Genomic DNA, 20,530 nt, shown 5'->3' with positions numbered 1-20,530 from the left:
CAAAGCGCTTTGGGATGATCGAGTCGCAAGGGGCTGCGGTGGTACCTACCGGGAGGAATTCATGACAAAACATCTGTTGCTTGGCATCGCAGCCGTCGCGCTGTCGGCCGGGCTCGCTTCGGCTCAGGACCTCAAGTTCAAGCCGGGCGATCAGCCGGACCGCTTCGACTGGTCGAGCTATGACCAGTTCGCGAAGGACACCGATCTCAGCGGCCAGACGCTGACGATCACCGGCCCGTGGACGGGCAACGACAAGAAACTGTTCGAAAGCGTCCTGGCCTATTTCGCGGCCGCGACCGGCGCGAAGGTGAACTATTCGGGCTCGGAAAGCTTCGAGAACGATATCGTCATCGCCGCCAAGGCCGGCACGCCTCCGAATGTCGCGGTCTTCCCGCAGCCCGGCCTCGCCGCCGACATGGCCCGCCAGGGCTACCTCACCGCGATGCCCCAGGGCACCGGCGACTGGATCAAGAACAACTATGCCGCCGGCCAGAGCTGGTATGACCTCTCGACCTACAAGGGCAAGGATGGCGCAGAGCAGACCTACACCTTCCCGTTCAAGGCGGACCTGAAATCGCTCGTCTGGTACGTGCCGGAGAACTTCAAGGAAGCGGGCTACAAGGTTCCCGAGACGATGGAGGACCTCAAGGCGCTGACCGAGAAGATCAAGGCCGATGGCGGCACCCCGTGGTGCATCGGTCTGGGATCGGGGGCGGCGACGGGCTGGCCCGCGACCGACTGGGTCGAGGATTTCATGCTGCGCACCCAGAAGCCCGAAGTCTATGACGAATGGGTGACCAACAAGATCAAGTTCACCGATCCCAAGGTCGTCGAGGCGATCAAGGAATACGGCTGGTTCGCGAAGACGCCGGGCTTTGCCGAAGGCGGTCCGCAGGCGGTGGCCACCACCGATTTCCGTGACAGCCCGAAAGGTCTCTTCGACTTCCCGCCGAAATGCTACATGCACAAGCAGGCGAGCTTCATCCCCACCTTCTTCCCCGAGGGCACGAAGGTCGGCCAGGACGTGAACTTCTTCTACTTCCCGGCCTATGCGAGCAAGGATCTCGGTAAGCCGGTACTCGGTGCGGGCACGATGTTCGGGATCACCAAGGACAGCCCGGCGGCGGAAGCCTTCGTGAAGTTCCTCGAGACCCCGATCGCGAGCGAGATCTGGATGGCCCAGTCGGGCTTCCTGACGCCGAACAAGAACGTCAACCCGGCGGCCTTCGCCAATGACGTCCAGCGTCACATGAACGAGATCCTGCTCGACGCGACGACCTTCCGCTTCGACGGCTCCGACCAGATGCCGGGCGAAATCGGCACGGATGCGTTCTGGAAGGCGATGGTGGCCTACACCACCGGCGACGAGACCGCCGAGCAGGCCGCCGAGGCGATCCAGAAGCGTTGGGACGGCATCAAGAAGTAACCATCAGACGCGCTCCCGGGAGCAATCCCCGGGGGCGCGTGTCTTTTTTGTGAGTGCCGGGGAGGGTCCGCATGTCACCGATCTTGCAAGGGATCATCACGATCGTGCTCGGGGTAGGGGGGTGCGTGACCTATTTCTACGCCTCGAACCTGATCCTCGACAAAGTGATCTTCCCGCCGAAGGGCTCCGATCCGGGCCGCAACATCAACCGCGCGAATGCGGTGCGGCCGTGGCTCTTTCTCTTCCCCGCGATCTTCGCGCTCGGTCTCTATCTCGCCTATCCGGTGGTCGGCTCGGCCTGGCGGTCGCTCTTCGACCGCGACGGCGCGCAATTTATCGGCCTGGGCAATTACGAGAAGCTCGCCGCCGATCCGACCTTCCGGCAGGCGGTGTTCAACAACTTCCTCTGGGTGCTGGTCGTGCCCGCGGCGGCCACCTTCTTCGGCCTGATGGCGGCCCAGCTCACCGACCGGATCAAGTGGGGCAACATCGCCAAGTCGCTGATCTTCATGCCGATGGCGATCTCCTTCGTCGGGGCCTCGCTGATCTGGAAATTCGTCTATGCGAACAATCCGCAGATCGGTCTGATCAACGCGATCCGGGATTATTTCCAGCTCCAGCCGATCGACCCGCTGCAGATCCCGTTCTGGAACAACTTCTTCCTGATGGTGATCCTGGTCTGGATCCAGACTGGCTTCGCGATGGTGATCCTCTCGGCCGCCTTGCGCGGGATCCCCGAGGAGACGATCGAGGCGGCGGTGCTCGACGGGGCGAACCCGTTCCAGCTCTTCTTCAAGATCAAGGTGCCGCAGATCATGCCGACGATCGTCGTGGTCTGGACGACGATCACCATCCTCGTGCTGAAGGTCTTCGATATCGTCTATGCGACGACGGGCGGCAATTTCGGCACCCAGATCCTGCCCAGTTACATGATGCAATACATGTTCCGCGATGACGGGCGCGCGACGGCGGTGGCCTTCGTCATCATGATCATCGTGCTGCCGGTGATGATCTGGAACATCATTCAAGCCCGCAAGGAGACGCGCTGATGTCGGCAATCGCAGGACAGAAATCGCGCCTGACCTGGGCGGTGCAGATCTCGGTCGTGGTCATGGTGGTGCTGTGGCTGATCCCGACCGTGGGTCTGCTGGTGAGTTCGTTCCGCACCACGGACCAGATCAGCCAGTCTGGCTGGTGGGACGCGGCCTTCCCGGTCGAGAAAGCCTTCCGCGACCGCATCCCCGCCGATGGCGAGACCCAGGCGAACGGGGCTTACGTGCTCGAAGGCAATCTGCTCACCGACGGCCAGAACGCGCAGGACCTCAAGTCGGGCGCGAAGATCGTCGCCTTCGGCACCTCGGGCATCAAGCCCGACAAGTACAAGCCGGGCGAGACCGCCGATCTGGGCGATGGCGCCACGATGACGGTCAATGCCGATGGGACCTTCAAGGCGAGCTCGCCCGTGAGTTTCGAGGGCTCGGGGCCGCGGGTCTATTTCGTGGCCGATATGCCGCCCGCCTTCACGCTGTCGAATTACAGGGAGGTCCTCTATTCCGACGGGATGGGGCAGGCCTTCATGAACACGCTCACGGTGACGATCCCGGCGACGATCATTCCGATCCTCGTCGCGGCCTTCGCGGCCTACGCGCTGGCCTGGATGGAGTTTCCGGGGCGCGGGCTGCTGATCGCGGCGGTGGTCGGCCTGCTGGTCGTGCCGCTGCAACTGGCGCTGGTGCCGCTGCTGCGGCTTCATCAGGAAGTCGGCATCGGCCAGAGCTTCCTCGGGATATGGCTCGCCCATACGGGCTTCGGCCTGCCCCTCGCGATCTACCTTCTGCGCAATTACATGGTCGGGCTGCCGCGCGACATCATCGAGAGCGCGAAGGTCGATGGCGCAACGGATTTCCAGATCTTCATGAAGATCGTGCTGCCGCTGTCCTTCCCGGCACTGGCCTCCTTCGCGATCTTCCAGTTCCTGTGGGTCTGGAACGACCTTCTCGTGGCCAAGGTTTTCCTGCCGGCCAACGACTGGTCGAAAGTCATGACGGTGAAGATTGCCGACGACCTGCTCGGGTCGCGTGGGGGCGACTGGGGCATTCTCGCCTCGGCGGCCTTCATCTCGATCGCGGTGCCGCTCCTGGTCTTCTTCGCGATGCAGAAATATCTCGTCCGAGGTCTGCTGGCGGGTTCGGTTAAAGGTGGTTGATGAAAACCCTCACTAAGAAAGACAACTGGTGGCGCGGGGCCGTGATCTACCAGATCTATCCGCGCAGCTTTCAGGACAGCAATGGCGACGGCGTGGGCGACCTTCTCGGGATCGTCCGGCGGCTGCCGCATGTGGCGTCGCTGGGCGCCGATGCAGTCTGGATCTCGCCCTTCTTCACCTCGCCGATGAAGGATTTCGGCTATGACGTGAGCGACTATTGCGATGTCGATCCGATGTTCGGCTCGCTGGCCGATTTCGATCAGGTGATCGCGACCGCGCATGTGCTCGGGCTCAAGGTGATGATCGATCTCGTGCTGTCGCATACCTCGGACCTGCATCCGTGGTTCGTCGAGAGCCGCTCGAGCCGCGACAACGCGAAAGCCGACTGGTATGTCTGGGCCGAGCCCAAGCCCGATGGCACGCCGCCCAACAACTGGCTGTCGATCTTCGGCGGCTCGGCCTGGCACTGGGATTCGCGGCGCGAGCAGTATTACCTGCACAACTTCCTCACCTCGCAGCCCGACCTGAACTTCCACAACCCGGAAGTGCAGCAGGAACTGCTCAACGTGGCGCAGTTCTGGCTCGAGCGCGGGGTCGATGGATTCCGCCTCGACACGATCAATTTCTACATGCACGACAAGGAGTTGCGCGACAATCCTCCGCTGCCGCCGGAAGAGCGCAACGACCAGACCGCGCCGAAGGTGAACCCCTACAACCACCAGCTCCACATCCACGACAAGAACCACCCCGAGAACCTGCGCTTCCTGCGCAAGCTCCGCACGCTGATGAACAATTACAACGCGGCGGCCGTGGGCGAGGTGGGCGACAGCCAGCGCGGGCTCGAGATCCTGGGCGAATACACCTCGGGCAACGACAAGATGCAGATGTCCTATGCCTTCGAGCTGCTCTCGGGTCACGAGCCGCTGAGCGCGAGCTACCTGAAATCGGTCTTCGACAAGGTCGAGCGGGTCGCGAAGGACGGCTGGGTCTGCTGGGCCTATTCGAACCACGATGTGGAGCGCCACATCTCGCGCTGGAAACTCAGCCCGGCCGCCGCGCGCCTCTACACCACCTTGATGATGTGCCTGCGCGGATCGGTCTGCCTCTATCAGGGCGAGGAGCTCGGCCTGCCCGAGGCGGATCTCGATTTCGAGGATCTGCAGGACCCTTACGGCAAGGAGTTCTGGCCCGAATTCAAGGGCCGCGACGGATGCCGGACGCCGATGGTCTGGGAGCGCGACGCCGCCTATGCGGGCTTCTCGAATGCGCGGCCCTGGCTGCCGGTCTCGTCGAGCCACCACAATCACGCGGTCGATGTGGCCGAGCACGATCCCGCCTCGCTGCTGCATTTCTACCGCCGCGCGCTCGCCTTCCGGCGCAATCACGACGTGCTGCGCTCGGGCGGGATGGAAGACATGTATTGCTCTGGCGATCTTCTGGTCTTCACGCGCAGGAACGCCGACGAGACGATCCTGTGCTATTTCAACCTGTCCGACCAGCCGGTGAACGCCACCGTGCCGCCGGGCAACTGGGTCACGATCGGGGGCGAGCTCGGGTCGATCCGGCCGATGGCCGATCATAGTTTGCATCTCGGCCCCTGGCAGCCGAGTATTCTTCGCCTCGACGAGCACGAGGCCTAAGGGGGGAACATGGCCGATCTGAAACTTGAAAACGTCGCCAAATCCTATGGCGAGGTGCAGGTCCTCAAGGACATCGATCTCGACATCAAGGCCGGCGAGCTGATCGTCTTCGTGGGCCCCTCGGGCTGCGGCAAATCCACCTTGCTGCGGATGATCGCGGGGCTCGAGAAGATCACCGGCGGCACGCTCGAGATCGACGGCGTGCGGATGAACGACGTCCCGCCCGCGAACCGCGGCATCGCGATGGTGTTCCAGTCCTACGCGCTCTATCCGCACATGACGGTGCGCGACAACATGGCCTTCGCGCTCAAGATCGCGAAGATGCCGCAGGCCGAGATCGACGCCGCGGTCGAGAAGGCGGCCAGGATGCTCCAGCTCGAACCCTATCTCGACCGTCTGCCCAAGGCGCTCTCGGGCGGCCAGCGCCAGCGCGTCGCGATCGGCCGCGCCATCGTGCGCGACCCGAAGGTCTATCTCTTCGACGAACCGCTCTCGAACCTCGACGCGGCGCTGCGCGTCGCGACCCGGATCGAGATCGCGCAGCTGAAAGAGGCGATGCCCGAGCGCACGATGATCTACGTCACCCATGACCAGGTCGAGGCGATGACGCTGGCCTCGCGGATCGTCGTGCTGGCGAACAAGGGGATCGCGCAGGTCGGCACGCCGCTCGAGCTTTACGAGAAGCCGCAAAACGAATTCGTCGCGCAATTCATCGGCAGCCCCTCGATGAACCTGTTCCCCGGCGAGGTGGTCGAGACCGGCGCGACGACGGTGGTGAAGCTCGATCGCGGCGGTGTCGCGAGATCGAGCGTGCCGACGCAACCCGCAGACAAGGGCCTGAAGGTCAATATCGGGGTGCGGCCGGAGGATTTCGTGCCCGCAGAGGGCGTCGAGCCGATCTATACCGGCCGGGTCGATATCGTGGAGGCCCTGGGCGAGGTGACGCTGCTCTATTTCGAAGCCGAGGGCGAGCGCGACCCGATCATCGCGAAACTGCCCGGTATCCATCATGACCGGCGTCACTCGGAAATCGGGCTCACCGCGGATCCCTCCAAGGTCCATCTCTTCGCGAACGGACAGTCGCTTCTTTACCGCTGATGCCGCAAACGGGCCATGCCGCCCTGCGCGCAGCCGGTAATTTGACCGCAGGACAACGTGCGGAGGCGAGCATGGCCGATTCGGATCTGGGCGAACGTGTGGGGCGGCGCGCGCGCGGCGGCGGAGGTGCGGCGCGCCGTGCCGAACGCACCGCGGTGCGGATGGAATTCACCCGCTACATCACGCGCAACATTCCCGATCTCGAAATCCTGAACGCGGAAGCGCTCGAGATCATCGAGGCCAACGCCGAGACGGTGCTCGCCGAGATCGGGGTGAATTTCGTCGACAACCCCGCCGCGCTCGAGCGCTGGCGCGAGGCGGGCGCCGAGATCGAGGGCGAACGGGTGCGCATCCCGCGCGGTCTTGCCCGCCAGCTCTGCGCCACCGCGCCGCGCGAATTCACTCAGGCCGCCCGCAATCCCGAGCGCAACGTGGTGATCGGCGGGCGCAATCTCGTTCTCGCCCCGGTCTATGGCCCGCCCTTCGTGCGCGACAGCGCGAATGGCCGGCGCTACGCCACGATCACCGATTTCCGGAATTTCGTGAAACTGGGGCAGATGTCGAAATGGCTCCACCATTCGGGCGGCACGGTCTGCGAGCCGACCGACGTCGCCGTGAACAAGCGCCATCTCGACATGCTGCACGCCCATATGACGCTCTCGGACAAGCCCTATATGGGCTCGGTCACCGAGCCCTCGCGGGCCGCGGATTCGGTCGAGATGTCGAAGATCCTCTTCGGCGACGCCTTCGTCGACGAGAACACGGTGATGACCTCGCTCATCAACATCAACTCGCCGCTCACCTTCGACAGCACGATGATGGGCGCGCTCGAAATCTACGCCGCGGCCAACCAGGCCTGCATCATCTCGCCCTTCATCGTGGGCGGCGCGATGGCCCCGGTCTCGGTCGCGGGCACATTGACCCAGGTTCTCGCCGAGGTGCTCGCGGGCGTCGCCTATTCGCAGCTCGTCCGCCCCGGCGCGCCGGTGATCTTCGGCGCCTTCGTCACCTCGATCGACATGAACTCGGGCGCGCCCACCTTCGGCACCCCGGAAGCCTCGCAGATCACGCTGGGCGCAGGGCAGCTCGCGCGGCGCCTCGGGCTGCCCTACCGCTCGGCCGGCGGGTTCACCGGCTCGAAACTGCCCGATGCGCAGGCGGCCTATGAAAGCGCGAACACGCTCAATACCGGGCTGATGGCCGGGGTGAACTTCATGCTCCATGCCTGCGGGTGGCTCGAGGGCGGGCTGGTCTCATCTTATGAAAAATTCGTCATGGATGCCGATCAGCTCGGTGCGCTGCACAAGCTCGCCGCCGGGATCGACATGTCCGAGAACGGCCAGGCGATGGGCGCGATCCGCGAGGTCGGGCCCGGCGGTCACTATCTCGGCTGCGCCCATACCCAGGCCAATTTCAAGGACGCGTTCTGGCGCACCAACCTGCTCGACTACCGTCCCTTCGAGACCTGGGAAGAGCAGGGAGCGCCCGACACGATGGCGCTTGCGGAAAAACGGGTCGCGAAACTCTTGGGCGATTACCAGCCGCCGCCGCTCGATCCGGGCGTGGCCGAGGCGCTGTCCGACTATGTCGCGCGCAAGAAGGCCGCGGTACCCGACGCCTTCCTGTGAGGCTCAGTCTTCGGTGATCTGGTAATCCCGCGCGATCCCCGCGGTCGCGCGGCCCCAGTCGGAGGCTTTCACCCGCGCCTGATGCGCCTCGAAATCGGCGCGTGTGGCGAAGCGCTCCGTCACGTCCTAGACGAGCGGGTCCGCTCCCTGGCGGACCTCGAAACGCTCGCAGCCGGGTTCGGCCCGGGTCAGGCGGATATGTTCGGGAAGATGGGCGCGCACGATCGCGGCCTCTTCCTCGGTTGCGCAGATCAGGCGGCCGGTGAGGGTAAGGGGCATCGCGCGGTTCCTGTAACGAAAAAGGCCCGCGCCGTTGCGGGCGCGGGCCTTGAACTCATTCCCACTCGATCGTGCCGGGCGGTTTCGAGGTGATGTCATAGGTCACCCGGTTGATGCCCTTCACCTCGTTGATGATCCGCGTCGCGGTCTCGCCGAGGAACTCATGGCTGAACGGGTAGTAATCGGCGGTCATGCCATCGACCGAGGTCACCGCGCGCAGTGCGCAGGCATAATCATAGGTGCGCCCGTCGCCCATCACGCCCACGGTGCGGACGGGCAGGATCGCGACGAAGGCCTGCCAGATCTCGTCATAGAGACCGTGCTTGCGGATCTGGTCGATATAGACGGCATCGGCCTTGCGCAGGATCTCGAGCTTCTCGCGGGTGATCTCGCCCGGGCAGCGGATCGCAAGACCCGGACCGGGGAAGGGGTGGCGACCGATGAAGGAAGCCGGCAGGCCCAGTTCGTGACCGAGCGCGCGCACCTCGTCCTTGAACAGCTCGCGCAGCGGCTCGACCAGTTTCAGGCCCATCTTCTCGGGCAGCCCGCCCACATTGTGATGCGACTTGATCGTGACCGAGGGCCCGCCCGAGAAGCTGACCGACTCGATCACATCCGGGTAGAGCGTGCCCTGGGCGAGGAATTCCGCATCCTCGATCTGGTTGGCGTATTTCTGGAACACGTCGATGAAGAGACGGCCGATCGTCTTGCGTTTCACCTCGGGGTCGGTGACGCCTTCCAGCTCGCCGAGAAACAGCTCGCTCTCATCGGCATGGATCAGCTTGATGTTGTAATGGTCGCGGAACATCGTGACCACTTCCTCGGCCTCGTTCATCCGCAAGAGCCCGTGATCCACGAAGACACAGGTCAGCTGGTCGCCGATCGCCTCATGCAGCAGGATCGCGGTGACCGAGCTGTCCACGCCGCCCGACAGCCCGCAGATCACATGGGAATCGCCGACCTGTTCGCGGATCTGGCGGATCGCCTCGTCGCGATAGCCCGCCATCGTCCAGTCGCCGGTGAACCCCGCCATCCGCACGAAGTTCTCGTAGAGCGTCTTGCCGTTGGGCGTGTGATGCACTTCCGGGTGGAACTGCACGGCGTAGAAATTGCGGCTCAGATCGGCGGTGATCGCGAAGGGCGCGCCGGGCGAGGTGCCGTAGACCTCGAAGCCCGGGGCCAGCTTGCTGACATGGTCGCCATGGCTCATCCAGACCTGCTCGCGGCCCGTGCCATCCATGAACCAGCCGTTGAGAATGTCGATGCGGGTCTCGGTCGGCTTCACATAGGCGCGGCCGAATTCGGCGGTGTGGCTCTGGCCGGCCTCCACCAACCCACCCAGATCCTGCATCATCACCTGTTGGCCATAGCAGATGCCGAGGATCGGCACGCCGAGGCTATAGGCGCTTTGCGGCGGCCGGGGAGATCCCTCGCGCGTCACCGAATCCGGGCCGCCCGAGAAGATGATCGCCTTGGGGGCGAAGTCTTTCAGGAAGGCGTCGGTGACGTTCTGATAGGGGTGGATTTCGCAATAGACGTTGAGTTCGCGCAGGCGCCGCGCAATCAGCTGCGTGACCTGCGAACCGAAGTCGATGATGAGGAGGCGCTGGTGCTGTGTCATGGAGCAGGCATTAGGGCCGGACGTGGCGGAAGGCAAGAGGTCAGCGCGCGCATCCGCCGACTTGACCGCGCCTGGACGCGCATTCACGCTTCCCGGGTGGGTATTTCAGGGGGAGACGTGATGTGTTCAGGCTCTTTTCGACGCTCGGTCTCGCGGCGCTTCTGGCCGCCCCGGTCGCCTCGGCCCAGTCTCTCCACGAAAGCCGCGGGGATGCGGCACGCGCGAAATCCGCGCTCTTCGCGCTCTCCTTGGGCCAGCACGACGCGCTCTATGCGGGCTGCTGCAAGCACTGCTCGAGCGGGAAAGCCTGCGGCAACAGCTGCATCAGCCGGTCGAAAACCTGCCGGAAAGGGCCGGGCTGCGCCTGTGACTGAGCACCCGTCCTTCACCTGGACCGAAATACCCCGGGGGAGCGCGTCTCAGCGCGCGGGGGCAGCGCCCCCATCCTCGCGCGCCACGAGCGGGCGGATCTTGAGCCGGGTGAGCCGGTTGTCCTTGCGCGCGACCACCTCGAAGCGGAAGCCGTGGAAGGAGAAGACCTGGCCCTCGGTCGGGATCGTCTGCGCCTCGTGGATCACCAGGCCCGCCACGGTATTCGCCTCGTCATCGGGCAGGGTCCAGTCGGTCTCGCGGTTCAGATCGCGGATCGTCATCGCGCCGTCCACGATATAGTCGCCGCTCTCGGTGGGCCGGAGACTGCGCTCGCCCTTGGGGTCGAACTCGTCGGTGATCTCGCCCACGATCTCCTCGAGGATGTCCTCGAGCGTCAGCAGCCCCCGCAGATCGCCATATTCGTCCACCACCAGCGCGAAATGGGTGCGACGCTTGAGGAATTCCTGCATCTGCTCGTCGAGCGGTGTCGTCTCGGGGACGAAATAGGGTTTCATCATCACCTTGGAGAGGTCGAGATCGGCGACGCTCTCGAGCGTCCCGTCGCCGCCGCGCACGACCTTCTCGACCGCGCGCAGCAGATCCTTGGAATGGATCACGCCCACGACATTCTCGCGCTCGCCCTTGTAGAGCGGCAGGCGGGTATGGGGCGAGGAGAGCACTGCGGTCAGGATCTGGTCCGGGTCGTCCTCGATATCGAGCATCTCGATCTGGCTGCGATGGAGCATGATCTCCTCGACCGTGCGGTTGCCCAGATCGAGCGCGCCGAGCAGCCGGTCGCGATCCTCCTTGTCGACCGTCCCCTCGGACTGGCCGAGCGCGAGCGCCCCCGCGATCTCCTCGTGGATCGAGAACATGTGCTGGTTCTTGTCGGTGCGCATCCCGAAAGCGTAGAGGATGCCGCGCACCACCGCGCGCACGATCTCGACGATCGGGGCGAGCAGCAGCGTGAAGACGCGGATCGGCGCGGCGACCTTGGAGGCGACCTTCTCGGGCAAGGTGATCGCATAGGTCTTGGGCAGCACTTCCGAGAAGATCAGCACCAGCGCCGTCATCACCAGCGTCGCGAGCGCCACCCCGGACTGGCCGAAGAGCCGGGTCATCAGCGCGGTCGCGAGCGAGGCCGAGAGGATGTTGACGACGTTGTTGCCCAGAAGGATCGCGCCGATCAGCCGTTCGCTGTCCTCGGTCACGGCAAGCGCGGTCTTGGCGCCGCTCTCCCCCTTGTCGGCGGCGGAGCGCAGCTTTGCGCGGCTGGCCGCCGTCAATGCGGTTTCGGAGCCCGAGAAGAAGGCCGAGAGCGCCAGCAGCAGGATGATGGCACCGGCGGTGAGCCAGAAGGCGAGGTCGAGAGAGCTGTTCATGGCTTGGTTATGGGCTGCGCGCGGGGCGCAATCAAGGACCCGTGCGCGGTTTGGCGAGCGGGTGATGCTCGAGCACCAGATCCTTCAGCCGCTCGTCGAGCACATGGGTGTAGATTTCGGTGGTCGAGAGATCCGCGTGACCGAGCAGCATCTGGATCGCGCGCAGATCCGCGCCCCCTTGTAGAAGATGCGTGGCGAAGGCGTGGCGCAGCACATGGGGGGTGACCTTCGCGGGGCTGATCCCGGCCGCGACCGCGATCTCCTTGAGCAGCCGATGAAAGCCCTGCCGCGTGAGGTGGCCCTCCTTGCCGCTCGAGGGAAAGAGAAAGCGCGAGGGGGCCGCGCGATGCTTGACGCGGGCGTCCTCTTCGGCGGCGTCGCGGGTGGCGAGCCAGGTGGCAAGCGCCTCGCGCGCGGGCGGCGAGAGCGGCACCATGCGTTCCTTGTCGCCCTTGCCGCGCACGAGCAGCATCCGCGGATCGCCGCGCGCGGCCGAGACCGGCAGCGAGACCAGTTCCGACACGCGCATGCCCGTCGCATAGAGCAGCTCGATCAGGCAGCGGTTGCGGATCTGCTCGGACATTGACCGGCCCTGATCGCGCGCGGCTTCCAGTAGCGCCTCGACCTCCTCCAGCGACAGCGTCTTGGGCAGGCGTTGCGCGCGGCCCGGGCCCGAGATGCGGATCGCCGGGTTGTCGCTGCGCCAGCCCTCTTCATAGGCGAAGCGGAAGAGCTGCCGGATCGCGCTGAGGCGCCGCGCGCGGGTGGATTTCGCGAGCCCCTCTGCTTCGCAGCGGATCAGATAGGCCTCGATATCGGCGCGGGCGAGCGTGGCATAGCTCAATCCCTTCGCCTGAAGAAACCCCGCGAAGTCGTTGAGATCGCGCCCGTAAGACAGGATCGTGTTGCGCGCCGATCCGGCCTCGGCGGCCTGCGCCTCGAGAAAGGCGGGCAACCAGTGGGGATCGGGAGGCGCCTCGCTCATTCGCGCCGCTCCAGAACGACGAGTTCGATCGCGCTCCGCCGGGCGACGGTTTCGAGCCCCGCGAGCCGCAAGAGCTGCAACCCGTCCTGCAGACGCGGATAATCCCCCTTCGCGCCCTCCGAGACATCGCCGATCGCGCGGATGATCGCGAGGCCGAGCTGGTCGGGAACAAGGCCCTCATAGCGCTGCGGCGGATCGCCGGGGGCGGCATCGAAGACCGTCTTGAGCGCCTCGCCTAGCCCGTCGCGCGCGTCGACCCCGCTGGTATCGCCCTTCGCGAGCGCCTGAAGCAGCGCGCCCTGCGGATCGGCCTTGGCACCGAGGCGCGCGTTCTCCTCATAGGCCGGGGTCAGAAGGCTCAGCTCATAGGCGATCCGTCCGGCCGCGCCCGAAAGCTCCATTCCCGAAAGCTGGTCGCCGAAGAGCGCGGCCAGAACCGGTTCGAGATGTTCGGCGCGCATCGACTCATAGGCGCGGGGCAGGGTACGTGCGACCGCGGCGGAGTCGCTCTTGCGCAGCGCCTGGTCGAGGGCGGTGATCGCGGCGACCCGGTCCCAGAGCCCGCCGGAGGCCGCGGCCTTGCGCTCGGTATAAAGCCCGAGAAGCCGGTTCGGATCCAGCACGCCCGCGCGGGCCAGACGTTCGCCTGCCTCGAGCTGCGCCTTCCAGCCATTGTTCTCGGTCAGATCGGCCTGCGCGAAGGCGAGCGGCAGCGTGGCGGTCGGCAGGGGCTGCCCGATCGCCTCCATCATCTTGTAGGCAAGCGGCGTGACCGGATCGGGCGGCGTCATCTCCTCGGCGCCTTCGGCCAGCGCGGGATCGAGAAACTGCTCGAGCAGGTTCTGCTCCGAGGCGGGGATCTGCCCGAGCACCTTGCCCGTCCCATAGGTCAGCTCCGCCAGGTCCCATTGCCCGGTGCGCGCAAGACAGAAGATCCGTGCCGCGTAGGAAGGGGCGATGGCGGGGCTGCGCTCGATGATCCGGCAGGCGCGATTCTCCTGTCCGAGCAGGAGCGCCACGTCGAAGCTGCGGCGAAACACGCCGGGGCTCGTGGTGGGGGCCTGCTGCAGCATCGCATGCGCCTGTTCGAGCGCGCCCATGTCCAGAAGCCGGTCGATCCGGGCGAGGAAGAGTGCGTCACGCTGGCCCGGCGCTGCGACCTGCGGCGGGTCGAGTTCCGCCAGAAGGAGCGTCATCACCAAACCGTGGAGGCTGGGCAGGAAATCGATCGGCATTTCACGCAGGGCCTGCGCAAGCTCGGCGGCCGGAGTCGCGCCCCACAGGTTCGCCGGCAGCCCGGTGCGTGCGGGCGGCAACAGGCCCAGCGTGTCGGCCGAGGGCGCGTCGAGCGATTGCACGGCGATGTTCTCGATCCCGCCCGCCCCGGTGAGCGGCGGTGCGGTCCGGCTGCCCGTGCGCGGGGGCTGCGCCACAGAATCCGACAGCCATTCGATCGCGGACATCGGATGGACATGCGGATCCGTCGCGGCCGGTTGGGCCGTCTGCTGCGCCCGCAGCGATGCGCCCGGGGAAGCGATCAGGATCGTGGCAAGGACTGCCGCGAGGCCGCGGCGATCAGTTCGCACCCGTGCCCCCGCCGCCTGCGCCGATCCCGTCGGGCAAGGTGACCTCGATATGCTGCTGCTGGCTGTCTGCACCCATGTCGCCCAGATAGGCATAGCCGATCACGCCGATCGCGCCGAGCACAACAAGGATGACGATGAGTTTGAAGATGCGCCCCATTTTCTCTCTTTTCTGCCGTCTTGCGCGGTCCGTCGCTTGCGGCGGGACCGTTCTTGGTTGCGGTTTCGCATTGATCATATATGGGATTTCAAGGAAGTTCACGCCATTCAAGGGGCCCTTCGTCACGTTTGTGCAAGGCTTCGCCGATGAGCGGATTTGGGCCGAGGCGCGGGATTGACAAGGGTGAGGAGCAGCTTGGAGCAGGAGGCGCGAAAAGAAGGGCGACCGAACCGGTCGATCGTGCTCGTGGGCATGATGGGTTCGGGCAAGACCGCGGTCGGCACGGCGCTGGCGAAACTGCTCGACGTGCCCTTCCTCGACAGCGATCACGAGATCGAACGTGCCGCCCAGATGAGCGTGTCCGAGATTTTCGCCCGCGACGGAGAGCCCTTTTTCCGGGCCCGCGAATCGGAGGTGCTCGAACGGCTGCTCTCCGGTCCGCCCGGGGTGATCTCCACCGGCGGCGGCGCGTTTCTCTCCGAGGCGAACCGCGCCCTGATCGCGCGGCTCGGCGTTTCGGTCTGGCTCAAGGCCGATCTGGACCTGCTCTGGCAGCGCGTGCGCCACAAGGATACCCGTCCGCTCCTGCGCACCCCGAACCCGAAACAGACCCTCGCCGATCTTCTCGCCAAGCGGATGCCGCATTACGAGATGGCGCAGGTGGCGGTGGAGGCCGAACCGGGGCTCTCGATCCAGGACATGGCGGAAAAGGTGGTCGCGCATCTGCGCGCGGTCGATGGTTTGTTCGAAGGGGAAAAGGATGCGTGAAATCGTACCGGTCGAATTGGGCGCGCGCTCTTACGAGGTGCGGATCGGCACCGGGCTGATCGAGGGTGCCGCGGTCGAGATCGCACCGCTCCTGCGCCGGCCCCGGGTGGCGATCGTGGCCGACGAGACCGTGGCGAGGCTGCATCTCGACGCGCTGCGCGCCGGGCTCGGGGGCATCGAGTCGGTGGCGCTCACCCTGCCTGCGGGCGAGGGCACGAAAAGCTGGCCGCATTTCACCCGCACCGTCGAATGGCTGCTCGAGCAGAAGGTCGAGCGCAAGGACATCGTGATCGCGCTCGGCGGGGGCGTGATCGGCGATCTGGTCGGCTTCGCGGCCGCGGTGCTGCGCCGGGGCGTGCGTTTCGTGCAGATCCCGACCACGCTGCTCGCGCAGGTCGACAGCTCGGTCGGCGGCAAGACCGGGATCAACGCGCCGCAGGGCAAGAACCTGATCGGGGCCTTTCACCAGCCCTCGCTGGTTCTGGCCGATCTTGGGGTGCTGGAGACCCTGCCCAAGCGCGATTTCCTCGCAGGCTATGGCGAGGTGGTGAAATACGGTCTTCTGGGCGACGCGGAGTTCTTCGACTGGCTCGAGGCCTACGCCCCGGCGATGGCGGGGGGTGATCTCGACAAGCGCCTGCACGCGGTGAAACGCTCGGTCGAGATGAAGGCCGAGATCGTGGCGCGCGACGAGACCGAGGAGGGAGACCGCGCGCTTCTCAATCTCGGGCATACCTTCTGCCACGCGCTCGAGGCGGCGACGGGCTATTCCGACCGGCTCCTGCATGGCGAGGGCGTGGCGATCGGCTGCGCGCTGGCCTTCGAGCTGAGCCAGCGCCTCGGCCTGTGTCCGCAGGAGGCGCCGAGCCGCGTGCGCGCCCATCTGCGCGCGATGGGGATGAAGGTGGATCTCGCCGATATCGAGGGCGACCTTCCCGGCACCGATGCGTTGATCGAGCTGATGGCGCAGGACAAGAAGGTGCTCGACGGCAAGCTGCGGTTCATTCTGGCCCGCGGCATCGGCCAGGCCTTCGTGACCTCGGAGGTCCCGCGCGAGGTTCTCGCCGGCGTGATCGACGACGCGCTTGCCCGCCGCGACCCCTGAGATTTCCCGTTGCGGCCCGCGCCCGCCTCCTCTATATCCGCGCTCAGGCACCCGTAGCTCAGCTGGATAGAGCGCTGCCCTCCGAAGGCAGAGGCCATAGGTTCGAATCCTATCGGGTGCGCCACCCCCATTCATCGTGAATTTCTTGCGCCGCGGGGGCGGTTGCCGCGCTATCTGAAACCGGTCCATGAGGGACAGCCCGCCATGACGACATCCGACACCCTCTCCCGTGCCGCGAAGCTCTCCGTCGCGCCGATGATGGACTGGACGGACCGTCATTGCCGCTATTTCCACCGCCAGATCAGCCGCGAGGCGCTTCTCTATACCGAGATGGTGACCGCCCCCGCCGTCAGCCACGGCGATCGCGCACGGCTTCTGGGCTTCGATGCGGCCGAACATCCGGTGGCGCTGCAACTGGGCGGTTCGGACCCGAAGGAACTGGCCGAGGCCACGCGGATCGGGGCCGACCACGGCTATGACGAGATCAACCTCAATTGCGGCTGCCCCTCGGACCGCGTGCAATCGGGCGCCTTTGGCGCGGTGCTGATGAAGACGCCCGATCTGGTCGCGGAATGCGTGGCCGCGATGATCGCGGCGAGCCCGGTCGAGGTGACGGTGAAATGCCGGATCGGCGTAGACGATCAGGACCCCGAGGAGGTGCTGCCCGATTTTCTCGGGAAGATCGCCGCGGCCGGGGTGCGGCGGGTCACGATCCATGCGCGCAAGGCCTGGCTGCAGGGGCTTTCGCCCAAGGACAATCGCGAGATCCCGCCGCTCGACTATCCGCTCGTGCACCGGATGAAGGCGGCCTTCCCGCAGCTCCATGTCTCGATCAATGGCGGCATCGGCGATCTCGCCGCGGCCGAGACCGAGCTTTCGCAGGGCCTCGACGGGGTGATGGTGGGCCGCGCCGCCTATCACCAGCCGATGGAGGTTCTGGGTGCGGCGGATGCGCGGATCTGGGGCAGGGGGGACGCGCGCGATCCCTTCGAGGTGGCCGAGGCGATGATCCCCTATATCGAGGCCCATCTCGCGCGAGGCGGCCGCCTCCATCAGGTGACGCGCCACATGCTCGGGCTCTTCCACGGACGCCCGGGCGCGCGGCGCTACCGGCAGATCCTCTCCGAAGGCGCGACCCGGCCGGGCGCGGATTCTGAACTTTTCGCGAGCGCATTGTCAGCATTGCGTGAACAGGCTATCTGAGCGCGGTCTCATCGGAGAGGTTCACCTATGTTCGATTTCGCGACGCTCGCGCCGCTGGTTCTGATCCTGATGGGCGTGGGGGCCTTCGCGGGCGTGCTCGCAGGCCTTCTGGGCGTGGGCGGAGGCATCGTTCTCGTGCCCGCCTTCTTCTATCTCTTCAGCGGCTTGGGCTATGGGTCCGAGGATCTGATGCAGGTCTGCGTGGCGACCTCGCTCGCGACGATCATCATCACCTCCGTCCGGTCGGTGCTGGCTCATAACCGCCGCGGTGCGGTCGACTGGGTCATCCTCAAGCAATGGGTCGTCCCGATCGCCGTGGGCGCGGTGATCGGCGTTCTCGTCGTGCATCAGCTGCGCTCGCAGACGCTGCAGATCATCTTCGCGGTGATGGTGCTGGCGATCGCGCTCTACATGATGTTCGGCAAGGCGAGCTGGCGGATCTCCGATCACCTGCCGGGCGGGATCTTCCGGGCCTGGTTCGGCCCGCTGATGGGGTTTCTCTCGGTGCTTCTGGGGATCGGAGGCGGCTCGATCGGCACGCCGATGCAGACGCTGCACGGGATCCCGATCCACCGCGCGGTCGCGACCTCGGCCGGTTTCGGCGTGACGATCGCGCTGCCCTCGGCGATCGGTTTCCTGCTGACCCCGGTGGCCGACGCGCCGCCCTATTCGATCGGCGCCGTCAACATTCCCGCCTTCCTGATCGTGATCGCGATGACCACGATCACGGCCCCCTGGGGCGCGACGCTCGCCCACCGTCTCGACGCGAAGAAGCTCAAGCGCGTCTTCGCGGTCTTCCTGATGCTGGTGGCCCTGAACATGCTGCGCAAGGCCTTCCTCTGAGCCGCTTCATCTAGACTGAAATACCCCGGGGGGAGCGGCGAAGCCGCGGGGGGCAGCGCCCCCTCTGCGACCGTAATTTCTCGCTATCCGGCGAGGGTTGGGGCAGCGCCCCCGGCCTCATTTCACGCCCTGCGCCTTGGCCTCGTTCCACAGCGCGTCCATCTCCGCCAGATCGCTCTCCTTCGGGCTCTTGCCGCGCGCGGCGAGGCCCGCTTCGATATGTTCGAAGCGGCGGGTGAATTTCAGGTTCGCGGCGCGCAAGGCGGCTTCGGGGTCGAGCCCCAGATGCCGCCCGAGATTGACCATCACGAACAGCAGATCGCCATATTCCTCGGCCAGTTCCACCGGTCCGAGATCGTCGCGGGCCTCTTCGAGTTCGCGGGCCTCCTCGACGATCTTCTCGAGCACCTCGTCGGTCGAGGGCCAGTCGAACCCGACCCGTGCGGCGCGGTTCTGCAGCTTGATCGCGCGGGTCAGCGCGGGCAGGCCCAGGGCCACGCCGTCGAGCACGCCCACCCGCTCGGCCTTGCCCGCCGCGGCGCGTTCGGCGGCCTTGATCCGCTCCCAGTCCTCGGTCTGCTGCGCGGCCGATTTCTCGCGGCTTTCCGATCCGAAGACATGCGGGTGGCGGGCGACCATCTTGGCGTTGATCGCACGCAGCACGTCGCCGATATCGAAGCGCCCGTCCTCCGAGGCCATCTGCGCGTGATAGACGACCTGCAGCGCGAGATCGCCCAGCTCGCCCGGCAATTCCGACCAGGCTTCGCGCGCGATCGCATCGGCGACCTCGTGGGCCTCCTCGATCGTGTAGGGAGCGATGGAGGCGAAATCCTGTTCCAGATCCCAGGGGCAGCCGGTCTCGGGATCGCGCAGGCAGGCCATGATCGCGATCAGCCGCTCGAACTGATGCGGCGCGTCGCCGCCCGCGTCGAAGATCAGCGCGTCATCGGGTTTGGCCATTGCACCTTGCCTCCTGCCTCCTGCCATGCGAGTGCCTTTCGGCGTAACCATCCGCGCGAGGGAAGTCCACCATGCCCGTGATCAACAGAATTGCAGATCTCGGCCCGCAGATGACCGAGTGGCGGCGCTGGCTGCACCGGCATCCCGAGCTCGAGTTCGACCTGCACCAGACCTCCGGTTTCGTGGCCGAGCGGCTGCGCGAGATCGGCGTGGACGAGATCCATGAAGGGATCGCGCAATCGGGGATCGTCGCGCTGATCCGGGGCCGCGGCGACGGGCCGGTCGTGGGGTTGCGCGCGGATATGGATGCGCTGCCGATCACCGAGGAGACCGGCGCCGAGCATGCCTCGCGCGCCGAGGGCAAGATGCATGCCTGCGGCCATGACGGGCACACGACGATGCTTCTGGGCGCGGCCGCCTATCTGGCCGAGACGCGCAATTTCGCGGGCACCGTCGCGCTGATCTTCCAGCCCGCCGAGGAAGAGGGCGGCGGCGGCGAGGTGATGGTGCGCGAGGGCGTGATGGAGCGGTTCGGTATCGGCCGCGTCTTCGCGATCCACAACGCGCCGGGGCTGCCTTTCGGGCATTTCTTCACCACGCCCGGCCCTTACATGGCCTCGGTCGACACGGCCTGGATCAAGGTGCGCGGCAAGGGTGGGCACGGGGCGACGCCGCAGGAATGCATCGATCCGATCGTCGCAATCGCGGGCATGGTCAGCGCGCTGCAGAGCGTGGTGTCACGCAATGTCGGGGCGGGGGACGAGCTGGTGATCTCGGTCACCCAGATCCATGCCGGCTCGGCATCGAACATCATCCCCGAATCCGGCTGGTTCTGCGCCACGATTCGCGCCTTCGAGCCGCGCATCCGCGATCTCGCCGAGGCGCGGCTGCGCGCGATCGTCGAGGGGCTCGCCGCGGGCTACGGGGTCGAGGTCGAGATCACCTATGAGCGGGGCTATCCGCCCACGGTCAACGATCCCGACGAGGCCGAATTCGCCGCGAGCGTCGCCGAGGAGATCGCGGGCGAGGGGCGCGTCTCGCGCGATGCGCCGCGCGAGATGGGGGCGGAGGACTTCTCCTACATGCTCGAGACCCGTCCGGGCGCCTATCTCTTCATGGGAACCGGCGACGGGGCCGGGCTCCATCATCCGCGCTACGATTTCAACGACGAGGCCGCGCCCGTGGGCGCCTCGTTCCTCGCCCGTCTGGCCGAGCGCGCGCTGCCGCTCGGGTGACAAGAAGGGGGGCGCTGCCCCCGGCCGCCTTGGCGG

19 protein-coding genes and 1 tRNA gene are annotated in these 20,530 nt (G+C 66.1%); 13 read left to right on the top strand and 7 right to left on the bottom strand.

Translation table 11 applies throughout. The features are described 5' to 3' along the window. Positions 1 to 61 precede the first annotated feature (61 nt). The 6 genes from DW2_RS08165 (at position 62) to DW2_RS08140 (ending at position 7,998) form a co-directional block, all read left to right on the top strand. The gene (locus DW2_RS08165) at positions 62 to 1,426 is read left to right on the top strand and encodes an ABC transporter substrate-binding protein (protein ID WP_038145307.1); all 1,365 of its coding nucleotides are present in this window, start codon (positions 62 to 64) and stop codon (positions 1,424 to 1,426) included. A gap of 71 nt (positions 1,427 to 1,497) precedes the next feature. Continuing rightward, a complete protein-coding gene (locus DW2_RS08160) occupies positions 1,498 to 2,475 on the top strand; it encodes a carbohydrate ABC transporter permease (protein ID WP_038145304.1) in 978 nt (325 codons plus the stop codon). Further along, positions 2,475 to 3,632: a carbohydrate ABC transporter permease gene (locus DW2_RS08155; RefSeq protein WP_038145303.1), complete on the top strand. Its 1,158-nt coding sequence runs from the start codon at positions 2,475 to 2,477 to the stop codon at positions 3,630 to 3,632. Before DW2_RS08160 ends, DW2_RS08155 begins: the two co-directional genes overlap by 1 nt. After that, complete coding sequence (locus tag DW2_RS08150) at positions 3,632 to 5,272, top strand: alpha-glucosidase (protein ID WP_038145301.1); 1,641 nt, start codon at positions 3,632 to 3,634, stop codon at positions 5,270 to 5,272. The genes DW2_RS08155 and DW2_RS08150 overlap by 1 nt, the downstream gene beginning before the upstream one ends. Positions 5,273 to 5,281: 9 nt before the next feature. After that, positions 5,282 to 6,370 (top strand): ABC transporter ATP-binding protein, encoded by a 1,089-nt coding sequence (locus DW2_RS08145; protein WP_038145300.1) that lies wholly within the window; start codon positions 5,282 to 5,284, stop codon positions 6,368 to 6,370. Positions 6,371 to 6,441: 71 nt separating this feature from the next. Continuing rightward, entirely contained in the window at positions 6,442 to 7,998 is a 1,557-nt protein-coding gene (locus DW2_RS08140; protein WP_038145299.1) for a trimethylamine methyltransferase family protein, read from the top strand. 126 nt (positions 7,999 to 8,124) lie between these two features. On the opposite strand, the gene DW2_RS20345 is transcribed toward DW2_RS08140, so the two are convergent. Then, positions 8,125 to 8,277 carry a putative quinol monooxygenase gene (locus DW2_RS20345; protein WP_337588236.1) on the bottom strand — a complete coding sequence of 51 codons (153 nt, stop codon included), beginning with the start codon at positions 8,275 to 8,277 and terminating at the stop codon, positions 8,125 to 8,127. Between the two features lie 55 nt (positions 8,278 to 8,332). Beyond that, positions 8,333 to 9,898 carry a glutamine-hydrolyzing GMP synthase gene (gene guaA / locus DW2_RS08130; protein ID WP_038145298.1) on the bottom strand — a complete coding sequence of 522 codons (1,566 nt, stop codon included), beginning with the start codon at positions 9,896 to 9,898 and terminating at the stop codon, positions 8,333 to 8,335. A 122-nt stretch (positions 9,899 to 10,020) separates the two neighbouring features. Between guaA and DW2_RS08125 the strand changes: the two genes are divergently transcribed. Beyond that, entirely contained in the window at positions 10,021 to 10,272 is a 252-nt protein-coding gene (locus DW2_RS08125) for a hypothetical protein (RefSeq protein ID WP_038145297.1), read from the top strand. A 45-nt stretch (positions 10,273 to 10,317) separates the two neighbouring features. On the opposite strand, the gene DW2_RS08120 is transcribed toward DW2_RS08125, so the two are convergent. The 4 genes from DW2_RS08120 to DW2_RS19700 are packed head-to-tail and all read right to left on the bottom strand — an operon-like array spanning position 10,318 to position 14,380. Continuing rightward, positions 10,318 to 11,652 (bottom strand): HlyC/CorC family transporter, encoded by a 1,335-nt coding sequence (locus tag DW2_RS08120; protein ID WP_038145295.1) that lies wholly within the window; start codon positions 11,650 to 11,652, stop codon positions 10,318 to 10,320. Between the two features lie 31 nt (positions 11,653 to 11,683). Next, the gene (locus DW2_RS08115; RefSeq protein WP_038145293.1) at positions 11,684 to 12,637 is read right to left on the bottom strand and encodes a site-specific tyrosine recombinase XerD; all 954 of its coding nucleotides are present in this window, start codon (positions 12,635 to 12,637) and stop codon (positions 11,684 to 11,686) included. Beyond that, complete coding sequence (locus DW2_RS08110; protein WP_051855657.1) at positions 12,634 to 14,223, bottom strand: hypothetical protein; 1,590 nt, start codon at positions 14,221 to 14,223, stop codon at positions 12,634 to 12,636. The genes DW2_RS08115 and DW2_RS08110 overlap by 4 nt, the downstream gene beginning before the upstream one ends. Then, positions 14,213 to 14,380 (bottom strand): hypothetical protein, encoded by a 168-nt coding sequence (locus DW2_RS19700; RefSeq protein WP_156102920.1) that lies wholly within the window; start codon positions 14,378 to 14,380, stop codon positions 14,213 to 14,215. Before DW2_RS19700 ends, DW2_RS08110 begins: the two co-directional genes overlap by 11 nt. A gap of 183 nt (positions 14,381 to 14,563) precedes the next feature. Between DW2_RS19700 and DW2_RS08105 the strand changes: the two genes are divergently transcribed. From DW2_RS08105 to DW2_RS08085, 5 genes are all read left to right on the top strand, one after another. Beyond that, a complete protein-coding gene (locus DW2_RS08105; RefSeq protein WP_202900102.1) occupies positions 14,564 to 15,148 on the top strand; it encodes a shikimate kinase in 585 nt (194 codons plus the stop codon). Then, a complete protein-coding gene (gene aroB, locus DW2_RS08100) occupies positions 15,141 to 16,253 on the top strand; it encodes a 3-dehydroquinate synthase (protein ID WP_038145291.1) in 1,113 nt (370 codons plus the stop codon). The genes DW2_RS08105 and aroB overlap by 8 nt, the downstream gene beginning before the upstream one ends. 47 nt (positions 16,254 to 16,300) lie before the next feature. Beyond that, positions 16,301 to 16,377, top strand: a tRNA-Arg gene (locus DW2_RS08095). A gap of 80 nt (positions 16,378 to 16,457) precedes the next feature. Then, the gene (gene dusA, locus DW2_RS08090) at positions 16,458 to 17,456 is read left to right on the top strand and encodes a tRNA dihydrouridine(20/20a) synthase DusA (protein ID WP_038145289.1); all 999 of its coding nucleotides are present in this window, start codon (positions 16,458 to 16,460) and stop codon (positions 17,454 to 17,456) included. A 27-nt stretch (positions 17,457 to 17,483) separates the two neighbouring features. Next, positions 17,484 to 18,299 carry a sulfite exporter TauE/SafE family protein gene (locus tag DW2_RS08085; RefSeq protein WP_038145288.1) on the top strand — a complete coding sequence of 272 codons (816 nt, stop codon included), beginning with the start codon at positions 17,484 to 17,486 and terminating at the stop codon, positions 18,297 to 18,299. A gap of 117 nt (positions 18,300 to 18,416) precedes the next feature. Here the strand turns inward: DW2_RS08085 and mazG are convergent, their stop codons facing one another. Next, complete coding sequence (mazG, locus tag DW2_RS08080) at positions 18,417 to 19,259, bottom strand: nucleoside triphosphate pyrophosphohydrolase (protein ID WP_038145287.1); 843 nt, start codon at positions 19,257 to 19,259, stop codon at positions 18,417 to 18,419. A gap of 71 nt (positions 19,260 to 19,330) precedes the next feature. On the opposite strand from mazG, the gene DW2_RS08075 reads away from it, so the two are divergent. Then, the gene (locus DW2_RS08075; RefSeq protein WP_038145286.1) at positions 19,331 to 20,494 is read left to right on the top strand and encodes a M20 aminoacylase family protein; all 1,164 of its coding nucleotides are present in this window, start codon (positions 19,331 to 19,333) and stop codon (positions 20,492 to 20,494) included. Positions 20,495 to 20,530 lie beyond the last annotated feature (36 nt).

Origin of the sequence: Thioclava atlantica (assembly GCF_000737065.1) — a bacterium.
GTDB classification, from domain to species: domain Bacteria; phylum Pseudomonadota; class Alphaproteobacteria; order Rhodobacterales; family Rhodobacteraceae; genus Thioclava; species Thioclava atlantica.
Note: the sequence above shows the minus strand (reverse complement) of the source record. Positions and strands in the feature narration are given on the sequence as shown.